The sequence below is a fragment of the Paenibacillus sp. KS1 genome (assembly GCF_001680695.1).
GTDB classification, from domain to species: Bacteria; Bacillota; Bacilli; order Paenibacillales; family Paenibacillaceae; genus Paenibacillus_B; species Paenibacillus_B suaedae.
Genome location: NZ_MAIS01000004.1, coordinates 15,392 through 34,427 on the forward strand (window position 1 = coordinate 15,392; position 19,036 = coordinate 34,427).

18 protein-coding genes are annotated in these 19,036 nt (G+C 48.6%); 6 read left to right on the plus strand and 12 right to left on the minus strand.

All coding sequences use genetic code 11. The features are described 5' to 3' along the window. Positions 1-24: 24 nt before the first annotated feature. The 6 genes from BBG47_RS02290 to BBG47_RS02315 form a co-directional block, all read right to left on the minus strand. On the minus strand, positions 25-1,203 hold the full coding sequence (locus tag BBG47_RS02290; RefSeq protein WP_065290357.1) for an MFS transporter: 1,179 nt from the start codon (positions 1,201-1,203) through the stop codon (positions 25-27). Between the two features lie 231 nt (positions 1,204-1,434). Then, positions 1,435-2,667 carry an aminopeptidase gene (locus tag BBG47_RS02295; RefSeq protein ID WP_065290358.1) on the minus strand — a complete coding sequence of 411 codons (1,233 nt, stop codon included), beginning with the start codon at positions 2,665-2,667 and terminating at the stop codon, positions 1,435-1,437. 176 nt (positions 2,668-2,843) lie between these two features. Next, complete coding sequence (locus tag BBG47_RS02300; protein ID WP_021254431.1) at positions 2,844-3,056, minus strand: hypothetical protein; 213 nt, start codon at positions 3,054-3,056, stop codon at positions 2,844-2,846. Between the two features lie 118 nt (positions 3,057-3,174). Then, positions 3,175-4,584: a DUF4179 domain-containing protein gene (locus BBG47_RS02305; RefSeq protein ID WP_065290359.1), complete on the minus strand. Its 1,410-nt coding sequence runs from the start codon at positions 4,582-4,584 to the stop codon at positions 3,175-3,177. Continuing rightward, positions 4,584-5,117: an RNA polymerase sigma factor gene (locus tag BBG47_RS02310; protein ID WP_065290360.1), complete on the minus strand. Its 534-nt coding sequence runs from the start codon at positions 5,115-5,117 to the stop codon at positions 4,584-4,586. The genes BBG47_RS02305 and BBG47_RS02310 overlap by 1 nt, the downstream gene beginning before the upstream one ends. A 94-nt stretch (positions 5,118-5,211) precedes the next feature. After that, complete coding sequence (locus tag BBG47_RS02315; RefSeq protein WP_083189041.1) at positions 5,212-6,255, minus strand: hypothetical protein; 1,044 nt, start codon at positions 6,253-6,255, stop codon at positions 5,212-5,214. A gap of 165 nt (positions 6,256-6,420) precedes the next feature. On the opposite strand from BBG47_RS02315, the gene BBG47_RS02320 reads away from it, so the two are divergent. Then, a complete protein-coding gene (locus BBG47_RS02320; RefSeq protein ID WP_065290361.1) occupies positions 6,421-6,891 on the plus strand; it encodes a GNAT family N-acetyltransferase in 471 nt (156 codons plus the stop codon). Positions 6,892-7,019: 128 nt separating this feature from the next. On the opposite strand, the gene BBG47_RS02325 is transcribed toward BBG47_RS02320, so the two are convergent. After that, entirely contained in the window at positions 7,020-8,066 is a 1,047-nt protein-coding gene (locus BBG47_RS02325) for an RluA family pseudouridine synthase (protein WP_065290362.1), read from the minus strand. A gap of 271 nt (positions 8,067-8,337) precedes the next feature. Here BBG47_RS02325 and recQ point away from each other — a divergent pair, with 271 nt between their 5' ends. The 5 genes from recQ (at position 8,338) to BBG47_RS02350 (ending at position 14,143) form a co-directional block, all read left to right on the plus strand. Continuing rightward, a complete protein-coding gene (recQ, locus tag BBG47_RS02330) occupies positions 8,338-10,155 on the plus strand; it encodes a DNA helicase RecQ (RefSeq protein WP_065290363.1) in 1,818 nt (605 codons plus the stop codon). A gap of 193 nt (positions 10,156-10,348) precedes the next feature. Then, positions 10,349-10,711, plus strand: coding sequence for a chaperone CsaA (csaA, locus tag BBG47_RS02335; RefSeq protein WP_065290430.1), 363 nt, complete (start codon positions 10,349-10,351; stop codon positions 10,709-10,711). Positions 10,712-10,740: 29 nt separating this feature from the next. Next, positions 10,741-10,950 carry a hypothetical protein gene (locus BBG47_RS02340; protein ID WP_065290364.1) on the plus strand — a complete coding sequence of 70 codons (210 nt, stop codon included), beginning with the start codon at positions 10,741-10,743 and terminating at the stop codon, positions 10,948-10,950. Between the two features lie 182 nt (positions 10,951-11,132). Next, a complete protein-coding gene (locus BBG47_RS02345; RefSeq protein WP_065290365.1) occupies positions 11,133-12,941 on the plus strand; it encodes a B12-binding domain-containing radical SAM protein in 1,809 nt (602 codons plus the stop codon). Between the two features lie 257 nt (positions 12,942-13,198). Then, the gene (locus BBG47_RS02350) at positions 13,199-14,143 is read left to right on the plus strand and encodes a DUF2167 domain-containing protein (RefSeq protein ID WP_065290431.1); all 945 of its coding nucleotides are present in this window, start codon (positions 13,199-13,201) and stop codon (positions 14,141-14,143) included. Between the two features lie 110 nt (positions 14,144-14,253). Here BBG47_RS02350 and BBG47_RS02355 read toward each other — a convergent pair whose 3' ends face one another. From BBG47_RS02355 to BBG47_RS02375, 5 genes are all read right to left on the minus strand, one after another. Next, on the minus strand, positions 14,254-14,985 hold the full coding sequence (locus BBG47_RS02355; protein WP_065290432.1) for an ABC transporter permease: 732 nt from the start codon (positions 14,983-14,985) through the stop codon (positions 14,254-14,256). 1 nt (position 14,986) lies between these two features. Continuing rightward, positions 14,987-15,700: an ABC transporter permease gene (locus BBG47_RS02360; RefSeq protein ID WP_065290366.1), complete on the minus strand. Its 714-nt coding sequence runs from the start codon at positions 15,698-15,700 to the stop codon at positions 14,987-14,989. After that, positions 15,697-16,611 carry an ABC transporter ATP-binding protein gene (locus BBG47_RS02365; protein WP_065290367.1) on the minus strand — a complete coding sequence of 305 codons (915 nt, stop codon included), beginning with the start codon at positions 16,609-16,611 and terminating at the stop codon, positions 15,697-15,699. The genes BBG47_RS02360 and BBG47_RS02365 overlap by 4 nt, the downstream gene beginning before the upstream one ends. A gap of 352 nt (positions 16,612-16,963) precedes the next feature. Continuing rightward, complete coding sequence (locus tag BBG47_RS02370) at positions 16,964-18,349, minus strand: sensor histidine kinase (RefSeq protein WP_065290368.1); 1,386 nt, start codon at positions 18,347-18,349, stop codon at positions 16,964-16,966. Continuing rightward, positions 18,346-19,020 carry a response regulator transcription factor gene (locus tag BBG47_RS02375; RefSeq protein ID WP_065290369.1) on the minus strand — a complete coding sequence of 225 codons (675 nt, stop codon included), beginning with the start codon at positions 19,018-19,020 and terminating at the stop codon, positions 18,346-18,348. The genes BBG47_RS02370 and BBG47_RS02375 overlap by 4 nt, the downstream gene beginning before the upstream one ends. Between the last annotated feature and the right edge of the window lie 16 nt (positions 19,021-19,036).

Below are 19,036 nucleotides of genomic sequence, written 5' to 3' on the forward strand. Positions count from 1 at the left end.
CGAGTTTCTTCAATTTCCTTCCGCTTAAGCAGACAGCTGTTGCTGCCTCCCCACGTATAGCGCTCTTGTCATCAATCCCATGGAAGCAACGATAAGCGCAGCCGGAATCCAGAAGATTTGCTGCGTGACACCATCTATGAAGAGCGGCAGGAAATAGCCGATTAAGGAGGCTGTTTGCGAAATGAATACGTACAAACTTGCGCCAAAGCCTGCTTTATGTATAAACATGCGCTGTACGTAGCCCATTGCTACGCCGTACAGAACCGAAACGAAGAAAGAGTATAAAGGCTGCATGAGGAAAAACACCGTCAAGGAATCGCTCGTGCTGTAAGCAATATAGGTGATGAGAGCGAATAAGCCCCCGAGCATGATAATGGGTTTGCTGCCATACTTGGCTGCCCAATAGCCTGCCATGGTCATGAACAGGAGCTCGAATACGGCTTGTATGCTCCATATGAAGGACATCAATCGCGGATCGCCGAATTGCTCGTTCACCACAAGCGGCAAATACAAGCCGCGTATGGCATCCGCACACGATAGGAGCAGAATGGCAAAGAGCATGATGAGGGAGAAGGGCTCGCCTGCTTTGGCGGATGCAATTGACGAATCGAGCGTAATCTCCTTATAGAACAAGAGCAGCAGGAACAAGGAGGCGTATCCTGCAAGATTGCCCCACAGTACACCGTGGAAGGTCGCCAGCAAGTACAGGTTGGCTCCGACGAGCAGCCCGGTAAAGAATCCGACGCTGTACGTGGCGCGCATCCAGATTTGCGCCATCTCTACAATATCGGGAGCAAGCCGTGTGACATGATTCCGAGCCATCGCGAACAGCTGTCCCATAATCATGCCGGAAGGAGCAGTGGCGAGAGCCATCCCGATCAGCGCCTGTGCATAGCTGTCTGCATTCATATAGATGACTAGGCCGATCATACAGACAACGGACGCGAGCAGTGGAATCGTCTTCTTGCGTTTCATGGAGTCGCTAATAATGCCGACACCAATCGTAAGCACCATGTTCAGAAGTAGGGAAATTGCAAAAATAGACGCAATCTCTACCTTGCCAAGCCCTAATGATTCCCGCAAATAAATCGCGTTCATGGGGGCTAGAATACCCATGCCAATGCCGTACAGGAACAAGGTAAGGACGAGATGCAGTGCGCCTTTTATTCGCAGGAATAGCTTGAAATCGTGCCATATGCGCATGGAGGAGGACACCTCGGATTCTGAAATAGATTCAGAGCGAGAGAGGAGGGGGCTTGCGCGCTTCCGCTCTTGCTTCTGTCTTATTCTCCCATTATGGAGCAGTAGAGCGGGGAGAGCAATACGTTATTGCGATAAAAAAGAGCGGTAGAAGCGGGATGCTTCTACTGCTCTGTGTATATTGGATATACATTTTTGCTTCACGTATCGTTGCACGGCTGCCTAAGCAGACATTTAGATTGCCCAGTTGCCCTTGCGGAAGATTGGCTCTGTTGTGCCATCCTTTTGAATGCCGTCAATGTCCATATCCGCAGAGCCGACCATGAAGTCCACGTGCGTAATACTGCGGTTTACGCCGCTCTCTTCCAGCTCTTCCTGAGACATCTTCGTTCCGCCTTCTACGTTGAATGCATAGCCGCTTCCGATAGCCAAGTGGTTGGATGCATTCTCATCGAACAATGTGTTGTAGAACAAGATGTTCGATTCCGAGATTGGGGATTGATGCGGCACAAGCGCCACTTCACCCAAGAAGTGCGAGCCTTCGTCTGTGTCGACGAGCTGCTGCAGGATCTCTTGGCCTTGTTCAGCTTCTACCTTCACGATGCGGCCATTTTCGAACGTGATCTTGAAGTTGTCAATCAGGTTGCCGCCATAGCTAAGCGGCTTCGTGCTTGATACATAGCCGTTTACGCCCAGCTTATGAGGCACCGTGAATACTTCTTCTGTTGGCATATTCGCCATGAATGGCACGTCTTTCTCGTTGACGCTGCCTGCGCCTACCCACAGATGCTTCTCAGGCAATTCGATCGTCAAGTCCGTTCCAGGAGCTGTGTAGTGCAGCTTGTGGAAGTGCTTGCTGTTCAATACTTCAACTTTCTTATGCAATGTTTCGTTATGTTCCGTCCAAGCTTGAACCGGGTTGTCGGAATTCAGGCGGATGGATTGGAAGATCGCTTCCCACAGCTTCTCAACTGCTTCTTCTACAGCTACGCCAGGGAATACTTTGGCTGCCCAATCGCGGGAAGAAGCTGCAACAACTGTCCAGCTAACTTTGTTCGCTTGTACGCAGCGGCGGAAGTGCTCCAGTGCTTGTCCAGATGCCTTTTGGTTATTGCCGATCCGCTGTGGATCCACACCCTTCAGCAAGTCTGGGCTGGAGGAGACGATAGAGATGAATGCAGCACCTTTATCCACGAAGGTATTGCGCTTCAATGCTTCCCATTCCGGGAATTGAGTGAACACGTCGTCTGATGCATTCTCGAATTTCAAGCGAGTTGTAGCCTCATCCGACCAATCGATATGTACGTTGCGTGCACCTGCTTCATATGCCTTGCGGGCAACGAGGCGGGCAAGCGGAGCGACTTCGATAGAACTGTTAACGAATACATCCTGATCCTTTTGTACGTTGACGCCGACCTTTACGATAAGTTCAGCATACTTTTCTAATTGTTGCTCGAAATTTACCATGGGTAGCCACCTCTGTTCCTTGAATTCAAAATCTGAAGTCATTCCTCAGTATGTTCTCAATATACCATTATTGGTGTGGTTGCAGCAAAGTTTCTGGCGCAATAGTCTGTAGGCTGTAGCATGAAAAAGGGGCTGAACCTCAGAACATGAATTCTGAGATTCCCCCCTCTATAGGCTTACACACCCATACGCTTGCGTTGATTGTTAATCTTCTTCGTATTCTGGCTCTTCATTGTTGGTTGGCCAGATTCCTGATGCTTGTGCACGCCTTGCGATTTCCCTTGGGCTTGTTTCTTCTGCTGCAGCATGCGCTTCGCGGCATCCGCCAAGCTTACTTTCTTGCTCTCCGTTGCTTCAGCATTACCCTGGTTCTCCATGTGCTCAGTCATCGTATCACCCCCGTGCGGCAAATAGATCGGTAAGATGTTGACTCCATCTCATCCTCATTATGAACGATTCTTGCTGAAATGAACAGTAGGAGTTGTCGAAACTTACTTCTCTATATTTTTACCGTATTGGGACTTGGAATTCAAGCTCCTTATAAAAGGTCGCTTTGCGCAGCTTGCTTGAATAGAGCTTAATGGGCATTTCTTTCTGAAACGGATATTCGCCAACGTACGAATATACGCCGTTGTTCACACGCAGCAGCTTGGAATTGTCGCTAAATCCCCGTTTTCCGTCTTGAATGAAATCCTTGGCAAGGTTCTGGCCTACAGGGTCGTTGCCGTTCACATCATAATGAATAACGACTCTGTCCTCTTCGAATGCCATGCTGTTCACCGTAACGGAGCCAACCTCTCCCTGCTGCAGCGTCAGTGGAAGCGCATTTGGATTCAGCGTGATCGCTGCATCGCCATACCGTCTTCCGGATTTATAGGGCTTGAATATGAGCGTCTTGGAGCGCTCGGGTATTGGATCATACTTTTTCGTATGTTTCATCTCTACAATATTCGTTTGCATTTGATTGCCTGGCCCGCCTTGACCGCCTGCAGACGAAATAATATATCCGTTCTCATCCACAACCATATAGTCGCTGTTGAATCCGCTCCAGCTAGAAGAAGTCGATGGGTAGGCTTCTGCGGTCGTGAAGCGAATCTCGGTTCCTAGCGGCGAAGTAACGACGGACTGAAGCGTGATGGAGCCAATGCCGTCAGGCGCCTTGTTGGTCTTATTAATAGGAATTTTTTTCGTCAGGGACGCATTCCATTTGACGGGAATTTGGAACTTCCAGTTTCCTTCCACATCTCCGACCTTCTTAATCGTGATCGGCAGCGGGAATTCTTTCGATATTTTGGCGTCTCGATTCGGTTCCGTGCCGTGCATCGATTCGAACGATAAAATTCCGATGTTTTGCGTGGAGGTTTCCGAGCGCACATTTGTCTGAGCATGGTACCAAATATCCAGCGCATGTGCTGGATCCTCCTGAGTCTGGCTCTTCACAATTTCATATCTGTCCGATCGATCCAAAATAATAGGAAGCTTGCTCGTCGAGCTTTCCTGTATGCCAACCTTAATTTCTACGCCGTCATACAACACCTCGGTAATGGTCAGCGTAATGCCTTGATCCGTTGCACTCAGATTAACGGGAAGGGACAATCCTTTCCGATTCGCATTCTGCAAGGCGTTATCGCCGAGTGCCTCAAAGATTTGTCCGATGAACGGCACCTTTCTGAGCGTTTCAGCCATAGCGGGTGAAATGAATCCGGAAGCTAATGTTCCCCCGATTGCGAGCACGACTGCGGCCGCAACGAACCAAGATTTCCGATGGCGGGAATGAGTCCGATGTTGCATCGGCATGGGTTCCGTCTCCAGCAATTGCAGTGTTTGCTCTAATCGCGATTTCACGAGCTCAGGGATTTCGGAGCTGAGATCGCCGGTTAGGTGCGTGCGGATTTGTTCGTCGATATTCGAATCCATTAAATCATTAGCTCCTTTCCATTCTCACGTGAGATATGAAGCATGTCCGCCAGCTTGTTTCTGGCGCGGAACAGGCGAGACTTCACGGTGCCAACAGGCTGATCCAGCATATCGGCTACCTCCTTGAGCGGCAAATCCTCAATATAGAATAGTGTTACAACGATTCGCAGGTCTTCTTCCAGTGCGTTGACGATTTCCAGTGTTTCGATATGTTCGTATTCGCTAGCTTCAGCTTTCGAATGCTGAAGTTCAATGAAGGGTACGGTTTGTTTTTTCTTTCGCAGCAATGTTCGGCATTCATTCACAAGGATGCGAACGAGCCAGGTTTTGAAATATTTCGGCTCGCGCAGTGAATGGATGGATCGATATGCTTTAAGCACGGCTTCTTGTATGGCATCTGCACAATCTTCATCGGAATGTACAATTGACTTGGCCACTCTGTATAGGGGGGCTTCATAGGCGCGAATAAGTGTGCCAAATGCTTCCTTGTCCCCCTTGCAAGCTCGTGCTGCGAGTTGTTCTGGCTGCTGCACAGTGGTGATCTCCTTTATTTATAGTGGGCGCCAAGACCCGTATCATGGTGTGCGATAGAGGCCGAGACGCAATCCCTATGCTTAATTCATTTGTTCAGGATGCTGTTGGAGCAGTAAGGGACATGCTCCAGAACTTTCCTTTTCCATTGATCTTACCATAGACGCTCGGCTTTCCTTGTTTCGTGAATGTATACTGCTCTTGCTTGACGTGAACCTGGTAGCCTTTCAAGTCTAGGCCGAAATATTGCTTGACCATTGGAGCAGCCGCAGCAATGGCTTTGTCACTCGTATAAAAAGGCTTGGCGAATGCCTTCTTGCGCGCTTCTTCTGAGGCATAATGGATAAAATCCTTATAGTTGACAAAGGACGTCAGCTTGCCTGTAGCAGCATTGACTTTGACCAGATAACGGCCGCTTTCATCGGAGAAAGAGGCTGTTTTTTGGTTTTCTGCTTCCATGCCTATGTATACTTGGACGAAATTGCGAAGCTGCTTGTTTTTGTCTGCTGACAGGGATTGAATTGTTTTCTTGGCTAACGCGCTCCACTTTGAATCGATTTTCGCCAAGGCGTAATCTGTTGACACGTATGTTGCTTTGCCTGTGACTGCATCAACCATGCCTGAAATATTGCTGCCGTTGAATGTCCAATGGTTCATGTCTTTATCGGCTTTGACACGAGTAATTTGCGTAATCTTGAATTTCTGTTGTGCATCCAAGCTTTTCATTGCTTTTTGGATAACGGACTGAAGCGAAGTATCGAGCTCTTGCCATGTGAAGTTGATTTCGCATGCTAAAATATCGCCCTTTGCCTTGCCGATCATGACGCGCGCCCGATTGTCTTTGTCTTCGATTAACAATCGATCCTCTCCGAGATATTCATAGCCTGCCTCGGCACCACTGTGCATAGCAGCTAGTTCCATCGTTCTTTTAGGAGCTAGCTCCTGCAGGGCCTTCTTTGCTTTTTCGATCATTGCGGGATCAAGGTTGTCCAATGCCGTTGCTTCGGTAGCAGCTTTTTTTGCAGCTTCGTTTGTTTGTTGTTCCGCCGCATATGAGGTATGAAGCGTGAAGTTAGCTGGAAGGCTTGTGGTGAGCAAGCTTGCAGTGATAGCAGCGAGCATGAGTTTATAAGATTTCATATTAAATCCTCCTGAATCGATTGGTTTTGGTTGATGTACCCATTAGATGGCTTGAAGTGGTGAGGAGGTTCACGAGAAATAAAAAAATGATTTTATAATAGAATAGATGAACGAATGGGTGCGTTTATTTTTGGTAGACTTGTAACGGAAGGAGTCAGGAATATTATGCATATACGATCATTTGAAATAGAGGATATCGCGCAGATTGTCGACTTATTTTTCGAGACGGTACACACCGTGAATGCACAAGATTATACTGCTGCACAATTACAAGCCTGGGCGCCGGCCGATGAACAGGAAGAGAAGCTGGTTCGCTGGACAGCGTCGTTAAGCCAACACATGACGTATGTAGCGATTCGGGACGGAGAATTGGTCGGATTTAGCGATATGGATGCTGGCGGGTATTTGGATCGGCTCTATGTTCATAAGGATGTTCAGAAGCAAGGTGTTGCAACGGCTTTGTTATCCAAGCTGGAGCAGGAAGCGAGGAGGCTGGGGCTATCCGAAATGAGAACAGATGCAAGTATTACGGCCGTTCCCTTCTTCGAGCGGCACGGGTTCTGCATCCTTCAAGCTCAGACGGTGCAGCGCAGAGGGGTTGACTTGGTGAATTACAAGATGAACAAGCGATTGTAAATCAGGTCAACAGAAGAGAAGAGGCCCAACAATTATAGGAAAGAAAATAGCCGCTCCCTTAATTGTAAGGAGAACGGCTATTTGTGTTGTTCGTTTGCGATATCGTTTCGTAATCTAATTTGAGAAAATTAGCGGCGATCTTTTCTGTTAGGAGCAGATCCGTCCTGCTGCAATAAGCGGGTAAATGGCTTCGGAATGCCTGTATCGAATCGCATTGGCTTGCCTGAAGTTGGATGAGTGAATGCCAGGATGCGCGCATGCAGACCAAGTCGTCCCAATCCTCTTGATTTGGCGCCGTACTTCTTGTCGCCTACGATCGGATGACCGAGATCCTCCATGTGAACGCGAATCTGATTTTTGCGCCCCGTTTCGAGATGAACCTCCAGCAGGGAGTAAGCGCTGTTCGCTTCCAGTGTTTTGTAGTGCGTAACCGCGTGCTGGCCGTCGTTTTGATACGGGCTTGAATACATTTTTAATGTTTTCATTTCCTTCAGCCAGGAGGAAATTGTACCTTGAGGCTGGCGAACCTTACCTTCAACTAGCGCAACATAGGAACGTTCCTGCACGATTTCTTTCCAATTATTTTGCAGCTGCTGCTTGATGTCTTCCTTCTTAGCGAACATCATGACGCCGGACGTATCCCGATCGAGACGATGTACGACAAATATCCGGTTGCTCGGATGCTGCAAGCGAACATGCGTCGTCAGTTGGTGGTAGGCAGTCAATTCCTTCTCTTGCTCGGAGGCAATAGACAACAGACCGGCTTCCTTGTTGATGACGATGATATCTTCATCCTCATGCAGTATCGACAAACCTACAAATGGAGGAGCTTCAACGATTTTCTCCTTCGACAAGCTTACAGCTTGTCCAGGCTGAAGCGGATGATCATAGGCTGTTACGGTTTGTCCGTTGACAGAAATTTGACCGCGGGCAAGTGCGGATTTGATGGAGTTGCGCCCCATATTTTCTACCGTATTTAATAAGAAGCTGAGCAATTCAGCTGGTTCCTGAACTGTATATTCGCGAGCCTTCGGCGGTGTCCGATGGGTTGGTTTAGTTGGTTTAGTTGGATTGGTTGGTTTGACGGGCTTGGCTGGTTTGGCGGATTGGTAAGCTTTCGCCGGTTGATTCTTCTGCGGGCCTTTTCTCGGTTTATGGTTCTCTCGCTTACGCATTCGTAAGACCTCCTTGATGAGTAGACAACACTATACAGAACAGTACGCTTCACAGCTGGCGCTGATGGCGCGCTGTAGGACATGTTCTATGGAATGCTATCACTATAGCAGAAAGTTCGTGCAGATTCTATTCAGAATAGGTGAAAAGGCGTACATATTAGGAAGGGAACCGTGAAGTGGAAGCTATTACCTCACAGGAAAAGCCCATGTTATAATGAAGGACAGGAACAACGGGTTGCCGCAAGGGAACGGGGAAAAGGAGTCTACGCACATGTTTACAATGGACCAAGCGCGAAGCGCATTGCAGCGAGTATACGGCTACGATGGCTTCCGCGATGGACAACGGAAAATTATTGAACATCTTGCCGAAGGCAAGGACACAGTGGGGATTATGCCAACCGGCGGGGGGAAGTCAATTTGTTATCAGATTCCAGCGATGCTGCTGCCTGGGGTAACGCTGGTGATCTCGCCGCTTATTTCATTAATGAAGGATCAGGTGGATGCGCTGCACAGCTTGGGGGTCAAGGCTGGATTCATCAATAGCACGCTTGAGATGGGGGAAGCGGGCCGTCTCATGTGGCAGGCGCAGGAAGGACGCATGAAGCTGCTCTATGTAGCGCCGGAGCGGTTAGAGACAGAATGGTTCCGGGAACGCGCGAAATCGATTCCGATATCGATGGTAGCGGTAGACGAAGCCCACTGCGTCTCGCAATGGGGACATGATTTTCGTCCAAGCTATCGGACAATTGCACCTTTCATTCAGGAACTTGTGCAGAGTGGCCGCGAGCGTCCGATTGTGGCGGCATTTACCGCAACCGCGACGCCGGAAGTAACGGAGGATCTCATTCATTCCTTGGAACTGCTGGAACCCGAGCTTGTCGTAACGGGGTTCAAGCGGGATAACTTGGCGTTTACGGTGCTGCGCGGCGAGGAGCGGAAGGCGTTCACGCTTGATTATGTCCGGCAGCGGTCGAGCGAATCAGGCATTATTTATGCGTCGACGCGGAAGGAAGTCGAGGACATCTATGACATGCTGAGACGTGCAGGAATAGCTGCTGGCCGCTATCATGCTGGACTCGAAGATGAGGAGCGGGCGAAGATGCAAGAAGCCTTCCTCTATGATGATGTGCGTGTCATTGCAGCGACGAACGCGTTCGGCATGGGCATCGACAAGTCCAACGTACGGTACGTGCTGCATTACAACATGCCGAAGCATATGGAAGCCTATGTGCAGGAGGCAGGACGCGCGGGGCGCGATGGGGAGCCGAGCGAATGCGTGCTGCTGTTCCATCCGCAGGATATACTGACGCAGAAGTTCTTCATCGAACAAAGCGAGGCGGCTCCAGAACGGAAGGCGCATGAATATAAGAAGCTGCAAGTCATGATCGATTATTGCTATACGACCGGCTGCCTGCAAAATTATATGGTTCGCTATTTTGGAGAAGATGGAGAGCAGCCATGCGGCGTATGCGGCAACTGCAAGGACGAGCGTGAATCGATCGATATCACGATTGAAGCGCAGAAAATCTTCTCCTGTATTTATCGTATGCGTGAGCGGTTCGGCGTATCTATGGTTGCTTCCGTACTGAAGGGATCGCGCAACAAGAAGGTCATGCAGTATGGATTCGAGAAGCTGTCTACGCATGGCGAAATGCGGCATTTGGCGGAGAAGGAAATTTCGGATCTCATCTATGTGCTCATTGCGGAGGGGTACTTGCAGCTTAGCGAAGGGCAGTATCCGGTTGTGCGGCTGCTGCCGCTGGCAGCGGATGTATTGAAGGGCAAGCGAACCGTTGAACAGCGGGTTGCGAAGTCGTTGAAACCGAAGGCGGGCACTGCCATTGATGAGACGATATTTGAGCAGCTGCGTCTCATTCGACGCGAATTGGCAAGCCAGGCTGGAGTACCGCCTTACATTGTGTTTAATGACAGCACGCTGCGGGAATTGGCGGAGTTGCAGCCGACGACCGAAGCGGGTATGCTCCGTATTAAAGGGGTAGGGGAAGCGAAGCTGAAGCAGTTCGGCATGCCGTTCCTTGAATTTTTCCAGCAGCGGGAAGAAGAAGCGGGTCGCTACGATATGGAATAGGGTTAGGGATTGCAGATAAGGTCGAAGGTTCAATCGCGAATAACAAATGAAATGATGAAACGGAAATATTTGGGCAGAAGTGGCGTATATGGACATCCGTGGATAGATACGAGACACGACGATAGATAGGAAGCTTGAAGAACGGGTACTACCATTGACACGATGAATTGCGTGAATAAGGGGTTGAATCATGATGCATGAGTTTAATCTGGATCAAATCAAGGATGAAGCAAGCATTCAGGACTTTATGAAACTCGATATACGTGTTGGAACGATCGTGGAGGCAGAGCCGTTCGAGAAAGCGCGCAAGCCCGCGATTAAGCTGTCAATCGATTTCGGGCCGCTCGGAACGAAGCGCTCAAGCGCGCAAATCACGGCTCGTTATACGCCGGACAAGTTGTTAGGAAGACAGATCGTTGCTATCGTGAATTTCCCGCCGCGCCGTATCGCCGGCTTCGATTCTGAAGTGCTCGTATTAGGTGGTGTGCCTGGAGAAGGCGATGTTGTTCTACTAAATACAGATGAGATCATTCCAAACGGCACACCAATTGCATAGTGTGATTGATTACGAGGAAGAGGTACACGATGTTGAGTAATGATCAAGAGCTTGCGCACTTTTTAGTAGATGCAAAGCAGCGCACGTATGCTGCAGCGGACAATAACACATCTGTACAACCGATATTACCTGGCTCCGTGCAGTTGGAATGCCGCAGTGGGGACCTACGTATATCGGGATATTTACTTTGGTCAAAAGAGATCGTAGAGTTTACGAGCTGCGCTATAGTGGCGGCATGATTCGATAATCCGTTTTCGATTGCATTGACACAGAATAAAGCAAGCTGCCTGCAGCTTGCTTTTCTGTTCAAGGTGGTATCTTGGATGCATGTCGAGATCTTCCCTTACTTTGGTTATAATGGTAGAGGCTGATCGAGCAGTTCGGTCACTTTAAGGTAGTGTCTGATGAGAGGAAGGTTTAGATGAAAGTCGTACTTGCAACATTAAATGCTAAATATATTCATACCTCGCTGGCAATACGCTGCTTGAAGGCGCATTGCGAAGGCGAGTTCGATGTCGACATTGCCGAATATACAATTAAAGATCCGGTGATGAATATCGTCTCGGATCTATATCAGCGAGAGCCGGATGTGATCGGATTCTCCTGTTATATATGGAACATCGAGGAGACGATTAAGGTCGTCAACATGCTGCGCAAGGTGCGGCCGGAGATCCGCATCGTACTTGGCGGCCCCGAGGTGTCCTATGACACGAAGGAATGGATGGAGCGGCTGTCGGATGTTGACTTCATCGTTATGGGTGAGGGAGAAGAGACGCTGCTTCATTTGCTGCGGGAGATCGAAGGCGAAGGGAAGTATCATTTCGTATTCGGGGTGGCGTATCGGAACAAGCAGGGCGAGGTCGTTATCAATCCGCCACGGCCGAAGCTGGACTTGAATGAAATTCCATCCCCCCACCGCTTTGCGGAAGACATTCCGAGCCTCGGCAAGCGTGTTGTCTACTTCGAGACAAGCCGCGGTTGTCCGTTCAGCTGCCAATTTTGCTTATCCAGTATCGAGGTTGGCGTTCGCTATTTCGATATTGAACGAACGAAGGCAGATATCTTGTACTTGATCGATAATGGGGCGAAGCTCATTAAGTTCGTCGATCGGACGTTCAACATCAAGCGCGATTACGCAATGGAGATGTTCCAGTTCCTCATTGAGAACCATCGCGGCTGTGTATTCCAATTTGAGATCACGGCGGACATTATGCGCCCAGAGGTGCTTGATTACTTGGCTGAGCATGCACCACCCGGCGTATTCCGCTTTGAGATCGGCGTCCAATCGACGAACGATCCAACGAATGAGCTTGTAAAGCGGCGCCAGAACTTCACGAAGCTGACCCGAACCGTAATGAAGGTGAAGGACAGCGGCAAGATCGATCAGCACTTGGATCTGATTGCAGGGCTGCCGCTTGAGGATTACGATACATTCCGCAAAACATTCAACGATGTATTTGCACTGCGTCCGGAGGAGTTGCAGCTCGGATTCTTGAAGATGCTGCGTGGTACAGGACTTCGTCTGGATGCTGAGAAGTACGGCTATGTCTTCATGGATCATGCACCATACGAAATGCTGTCGAATGATGCGCTCCCGTTCCGTGATGTCGTGCGATTGAAGCGTCTGGAAGACGTACTGGAAAAGTACTGGAACGCACATCGCATGGATCGGACGATGGAGTATTTGATGCATACCGAATTCGACTCACCGTTTGATTTCTTCCAAGCATTCGGCGACTTCTGGGAAGCAAATGGCTGGCAGAAGATTGGACATCAATTAGAGGATTTGTTCGTAAGACTGCATGCCTTTTTAACTGCGCACGGACTCAAAAAGCCGCATGTGGCATTGGGATTAATGAAGCTCGACTACTTCATGAACCAGAAGTATAAGCCGCGCAAAGTATGGTGGAACAAACAGCTTCAGAAAGAGGAGGCTTCGCGCGTTCTGCAATGGGCGGCAGGACAGGCTGAGCTTGTGACTGAGCAATTCGCAGCTCTAGGTCTTTCGGAGAAGGAGCTGCATAAGCACGCTGTTGTAGAGATGATCCCGCTTGAGGCAGTTGTTCGCAGCCGTTCACTCGGAATGTTCCAACATACGGAACATGGTTTCGAGACAACCGATGAGGGGTTAACAGATGAAGTGTACGGCATTTTCTTGTATCAGCAGACAGATGATGAAAAACCGTTGCTGTTTACGGTGAACCAATCCATGATGGTTATTGTTGAATAGGACTTTAGTAGCAATCTTAGGTATTAGACCTAAGATTGCTTTTTTTATCTCTTCTCGTCTAGTCCTATCAGCAAAAATAAAATAGGATGGGGTAGGATTTGGAAATGAAAAACATACCAAAAGTCTCATGAAAATTACGGGTTGTCACTTTGTATAATTAAAATGTGGGCATATGTACTTATTTTCATACATTCCTTCTTCCGGTATAGTTTGTCGAGAGAAAAATAGAGAGATATTCTAGGAGGTAAAAGTTTGTGATGAAATGGTTCAAAAAAACAGCTGTCATAATGGGATGTGCTGCACTTCTTATGACGGGATCGATGCCAGCGCATGCTGAGGGAACTGCGAACTACACTGTCGGGGCGGGACAGGCGGTAGAGCTTGATCAAGGCATTGCGACAGTGACCTTGAAAAAAGGAATGGAATACATAAATGGCACGGAAACGAAAGCCATGATTACGAGAAATGGCGGCAAACCTTCCGGCTTCGAAATCGGTACGGTTATACCAGAAGACGGCCGCTGGTTTTTGTATTTTGAGTACACCGATTCCGGACATATCAAAGATAGCGATAAAAATGAGATCGATGCAGATGAACTGCTGCAGAGTTACAAAGACGGACAAGAAGAAGCAAATAAAGAAATGACCCCTGAAAATCATCTATTTGTGGATGGTTGGGACGTAGCACCTAAATATGATGAAACGGCACGTAGAGTTGTATGGTCGCTATTACTGCATGACAAAGACAATGCCTCAATGGTCAATTATAACGAGCGTATATTGACGCGAGAGGGTTATGTGTCGGCGATCTTGGTTTGTGATCCCAAAAAAGTAGAAGCATCGCGCAAGGAAATGAATGATTTGGTCTTGTCTACACTGAAAATCAAAGAAGGCAAGCGCTATGAGGATTTCAATGAATCGACGGATAAGGTGGCGGAGTATGGCTTGGCTGGACTTATCCTTGGCGGAGCGGGTGTTGCCGTTGCCAAAAAAGTTGGATTAATCGCATTGGCGCTCGGCTTGTTCAAAAAGTTCTGGATCGTTATTGTGGCTGTCATTGCTGGCTTGTGGAAGCTCTTAACAGGCAAGAAGCGCAACAAGGAGCAGGAAGAAGAGGAAGTGCAATCTGCTGCAGGTGATGAACAATCGGCTTCTCAGCAGTCCTCGCAGCAGCCTCCATCTCAACAGCCGCCAATGTCATAAATTCAAAATGAACAGGATCGTATCCTATATGGAAAGAGGCAGACTAGACAATGATGTCTATCTGCCTCTTTTTTCTACGTCTTTACAAGAAGCAGGATATCCTCATAAAGCTACATGTCTCTGCGGTTGAAATAAATAAGACCACTAAGTAGAAAGAGCAGGAATCCACCGACAATGACGAACAAAAGAGTGCCGAGCGAGACATTGAATGCCCCGTATTTCTCCACGCCGTTCATCGCGAGTGCAGGCTGTGCCCAAGGATACCATGGGCCGTACTTTTCCGAATTGACGATGAGCATATTCGGCAGTGTCAGCATCACGTTAATAGCAAGCGGAGCCGCGAAGCTTGACCATGATACGGACACGAACAGCTGAAGCGCGGCAACAGGCAATGTAGCCAGCCAGCCATTGGAGAAGGCTCTCAGAAGTTCAGTCCAAGGGATAGGTGCTGTATATCCTTTTAATAAGCCGACAGCAATTGCACTTAGCAGGAACAGTACTTGTGTTAGTCCCAGCAGCAGTGTAACATGGGCGAATTTCGCCAAGTATAGGCTGGAGCGGGACACAGGCAAGGAAAGCATTTGTTTCCAACCGCCTCCCGCGTGCTCGTACCGGCATATAAATGCAGAGAACACGCCAGCCAACAGCGGTAAGAACAACATCGCGTGCGCGATTGACATCGTCGACCATAAATAGAGCCACTGGATTTCGGGCGGCTGCTGCTCAGAAATGAATAGGCCGACGAGCATGGCCAGTAGAGGACTGATCAGGGTAAGCAGTCCAATATGGGACTTGCCCAACTTTAAACGTTCAGATTGAAATAATCGCAGCCATGTTGCCACATCAATCCACATCCCTTCTAATGAAGTGAACAAGGCTGAACAGAAAGACGACGAAGCCGATCAAGATACCTGCGATGACGGAGTACTCTGGAATATTGGCTTCATTTACAAGCAGCGGCCACTTGTACGGCATCCAATCCGGCATTCTAATCGAATACACGGATACGATCGTGCCTAGAATTCCGCAAGTAAGTGGAATGGCTTGGTTGCTGATAACGGTAGATAACCATAGCTGCAGTGCGAGTATGGGCATAGCCGCTAAGAATGGATAGAAGCTGTTCATGAGCAGCAATGACCAAGGAATATTTGTGCCGAAGCCGAGAAGAAGGCCGAGCAGTACAGATCCGATAGCAAGCAGCAGCGATGCGGTGAACATCATGAACAAGCTCAGGATGTATTTAGATGTGAAAATACTGAACCGTGACACAGGAAGCGCGAGCAACTGCTTCCATGAGTTTTGGCGATGCTCGATACTTGCAATTAAAGAAGTAACGAGCGTTATGCCAAACAATAGGGCTAGAACGGCCAATAATTTAATGTCGCTAAGCAGCCCGAACCATACTTGATCTTTCAGCTTGGATACGAGGTAGTCATAACGCAAGCTGTAATTGAGTGCCTGCAGGCTGATAACACCGAATGGGCCTAGGACAATGAGCAGCCATATCCATGTATGGCGTATTTTTACAAAGTCAGATGACAGCAGCTTCCCGATCATCGATTGTTCCCCTCTCCAGTCATTGAGAGGAAGATCTCTTCCAGCGACTGCCGCTGTTCTTCTACTCGATACACGGACAGTTGGTTATGGACGAGCAGATCAACGAGGGAGGCGACCTGACTGTCTGGCATGTAGTTCATCAAGACGCTTCCTTCCTGCTGCTCTACAGCACATCCAGATGCAGCGAGCAGATTCGCTGCCTTGACAGGATTCGAGACTGCGAATCGAATACGATGCTGCGCCTGATCCTGCAATACGCTGATGGAATCCTGAAAGACCATACGTCCATGCTGAATAATGCCTACGCGCGTAGCCATCTGTTCAATCTCACTCAATAGATGGCTGGATACAAGAACCGTAATGCCGTGCTGATGGGGAAGGCTCTTAATCAGCTCTCTAATTTCCAGAATCCCAGAGGGATCAAGGCCATTGGTCGGCTCATCCAAGATGAGCAGCTCTGGACTGCCCAGCATAGCTGCGGCGATGCCAAGCCGCTGCTTCATGCCAAGCGAGTACCCCTTAACTGGGCGATTGGCATCATTCGTGAGTCGAACGACGGCAAGTACTTCATCGATTCGCGACTTCGGCACATCGATAATTCTGCGTATGGCCTCTAGGTTGTCCCGTCCAGTCAGATGAGCATAGTACGATGGATATTCAACCAACGATCCGACCTTGCGTAAGATCTCTAACCGATGGGAGTGCAAGTTCTTATTGAATATTTGAATGTTGCCCTTCGTAGGGCGAATGAGTCCAAGCAGCATGCGGATCGTCGTTGTCTTGCCTGCACCGTTCGGTCCAAGGAAGCCGTATATATCCCCGCGGTTAATCGTAAGCCGAAGCTGATCGACTGCTCGGCGGTCGCCATATGTTTTCGTCAACCCTTCGGTTTGAATGATTGTTTCACTCAATGTATATCACCTCGTCAGTTAACGATACAGGTCGAAGGTTAAAACAAAAGCGGCTGCTTGTTTAAATTCTGTTTAAGAAAGGATCTGTTTAAAAAGGGAGAAGAAGCCCATGAACATGATCGCGTCCATGGGCGTAATGGGGGGCGCTTATTCATACGGATACTTTAGACTTTCGGTAGTTCGGTTTTTCGAGTGGAAGTGATTAAAAATGGTCTTCGTTAACGAGTTGGGTTCATTTGATTCTTATGGTTCCTAGTATTTATTGAGTTTATAGAATTTATAGTATATTGATTTCAATGAATTCATTGTCATTGGATTTCATAATTTCATTGAGTTCCCTTTAGTTTGTCCTTTAGTTTGATACGCTCATTGCCTTCATAGGCGCTATGCTCATCCTTGTCCCTTCTGGGCTGCTCGTTACTTGCCATTGCAGCTGCATTTCTGCGGTCATCAACTCGACAATCGTCAGCCCAAGGCCAACGCCTTTACTTGTGGACGCAGCGCTCATACCGGGTCCGTGATCCTCAATCACAATTGCAGTCTTCTCTCCATGCGCATGAATCGCAATCCCGATATATCGCCCTTCTGCGGCATGGCGCACAATATTTTGAAATAAATTATCGAGGATGCGCGTCATCCACTGTAAATCGACCCTCCAAGTAACGGGCTGCTCTGGGAGCTCAATATGAATCTCAAAGCCTTCTTTCTCCCAAATCGGGTACCAGCTCGCCGCAGAAGTTCGGACAAGCCGCAGCATATCCGTTGCTTCCATCTTCAGCGAATACTTGTGAGCAGACAGCAACGTGTACGCCAATAAATTATCAACAAGCTGTCCCAAATCACTGACCTTCTTATCGATAAGAACCAGCGACTGTTGGCCTTGCTCGGACAATGGCTCTCGTTGGAGCGAATGGGCATGTCCCCGAATCGTGGTTAACGGTGTTCGGAGATCATGGGACAAATTAGCGATCAGTTCCTTGCGCAGCGTTTCTTCCTCTTGTTCTCGTTGACGGCTGGAGGTAAGCTGCTTGATCATTTGGTTGAAGGTATGCTCCAATTGTCCAATTTCATCCCACTTCGTTATTTCGATTGGCGAAGGCAAGCCATTGGCATTATCGGGAACCATCGCCTTGCCTAATCGAACAAGCCGTCCCCGAAGCTTGTAGAAGAACCACCAAGAGGCAACTGTAAATAGAACAAACACAATGGCGATGACGATAAGAGCGTGTGTTGTACTATATCCCGCTCTATCTGATACCATCAAATTTCGAGCAATTTGCATAACCATGAATCCTTGCTTCGGATCCTGCCCGATAAAAGCTACGACGGTGAACGGATCTCCATCGTAGCTCTTCTTCATAAAGGTGATGGCGTCCCCAGCATTCCATTGTGCTGGCAGGCTGGGCTGTACAGGAAGCTGAAGGCGAGTAGTACCGCTGTTATCGACCCAGAATAATTTGGCTTCTGGGTACTCCTTCTTCAGCTCATGCAGTCTCTGATCAATCGCAGCCCGATCAGCTTGCTTGAATTGAGCAGCTTCTTGGTGCCACCGCTCTTCTAACTTAGCCGCTACCGCATAACGATTCTCGACGGGTTCCCCTCCATTCTGCAAGAGAGATACATAATACAGAATCGTAGAGGTTAATGGAAAAATAATCGGCCAGATCATGAGAGCGACAAATACAAGCGTCAAATACCGGATCAGCAGTGATTTGCGCAGTGGAATACGGGAATTCATAGCTTCACCCGATATCCGATGCCGCGAATCGTCTCAATAATTTCCGGCTGGCTAGGATCGTTTTCGATTTTCTCCCGCAGATGCCGAATATGAACCATGAGTGTCTTATCGCCCTCCATGTAGGGTTCGCCCCAGACGCTTTCATAAATTTGTTCCTTCGTTAAGATCTGATTGGCATGACGCAGCATGAAGGCAAATATATGATGCTGCTTGCCGGTAAGTGTGATTTCTTCACCGGTCAAGGCATGCACAATGTGATTATCGTGCAGGGATATGCGCAGATGCTTCAACTCGATGGAAGCAGGGGACTGCTTCTCGAAGCGCCGCAGCAGTACCTCCACTCTTGCAGCAAGCTCATCCGGATGGAAAGGCTTCGTTACGTAGTCATCGGCGAATTGCAGCCCCTGCAGCTTGTCGTCAATAGACGTGCGGGCTGACAGCAGCAAGATGGGCGTACTTGGGTATTCGCGTTTCAGACGCTGTCCCACCGTAAAGCCGTCCAATCCTGGAAGCATCACATCAAGTATGATCAGATCGCTATCAGGTGCGTGCACCAGTGCATGTTCACCGGACAGCAGCCACATTACCTGATAGCCTTTATCTTGCAAATAACTGCTGGTCCATGTTCCTATTTCTTTGTCATCTTCTATGTATAATAGCCGTTGACTCATTATGAACGATCTCTCC

Bases quoted from the DNA above. Each gene is read 5' to 3' on its own strand.
- BBG47_RS02290 (WP_065290357.1), bottom strand. From the start codon at position 1,203: ATGCGCATATGGCACGATTTCAAGCTATTCCTGCGAATAAAAGGCGCA.
- BBG47_RS02295 (WP_065290358.1), bottom strand. From the start codon at position 2,667: ATGGTAAATTTCGAGCAACAATTAGAAAAGTATGCTGAACTTATCGTA.
- BBG47_RS02300 (WP_021254431.1), bottom strand. From the start codon at position 3,056: ATGACTGAGCACATGGAGAACCAGGGTAATGCTGAAGCAACGGAGAGC.
- BBG47_RS02305 (WP_065290359.1), bottom strand. From the start codon at position 4,584: ATGGATTCGAATATCGACGAACAAATCCGCACGCACCTAACCGGCGAT.
- BBG47_RS02315 (WP_083189041.1), bottom strand. From the start codon at position 6,255: ATGAAATCTTATAAACTCATGCTCGCTGCTATCACTGCAAGCTTGCTC.
- BBG47_RS02320 (WP_065290361.1), top strand. From the start codon at position 6,421: ATGCATATACGATCATTTGAAATAGAGGATATCGCGCAGATTGTCGAC.
- BBG47_RS02325 (WP_065290362.1), bottom strand. From the start codon at position 8,066: ATGCGTAAGCGAGAGAACCATAAACCGAGAAAAGGCCCGCAGAAGAAT.
- recQ (WP_065290363.1), top strand. From the start codon at position 8,338: ATGTTTACAATGGACCAAGCGCGAAGCGCATTGCAGCGAGTATACGGC.
- csaA (WP_065290430.1), top strand. From the start codon at position 10,349: ATGCATGAGTTTAATCTGGATCAAATCAAGGATGAAGCAAGCATTCAG.
- BBG47_RS02340 (WP_065290364.1), top strand. From the start codon at position 10,741: ATGTTGAGTAATGATCAAGAGCTTGCGCACTTTTTAGTAGATGCAAAG.
- BBG47_RS02345 (WP_065290365.1), top strand. From the start codon at position 11,133: ATGAAAGTCGTACTTGCAACATTAAATGCTAAATATATTCATACCTCG.
- BBG47_RS02350 (WP_065290431.1), top strand. From the start codon at position 13,199: ATGAAATGGTTCAAAAAAACAGCTGTCATAATGGGATGTGCTGCACTT.
- BBG47_RS02360 (WP_065290366.1), bottom strand. From the start codon at position 15,700: ATGATCGGGAAGCTGCTGTCATCTGACTTTGTAAAAATACGCCATACA.
- BBG47_RS02370 (WP_065290368.1), bottom strand. From the start codon at position 18,349: ATGAATTCCCGTATTCCACTGCGCAAATCACTGCTGATCCGGTATTTG.
- BBG47_RS02375 (WP_065290369.1), bottom strand. From the start codon at position 19,020: ATGAGTCAACGGCTATTATACATAGAAGATGACAAAGAAATAGGAACA.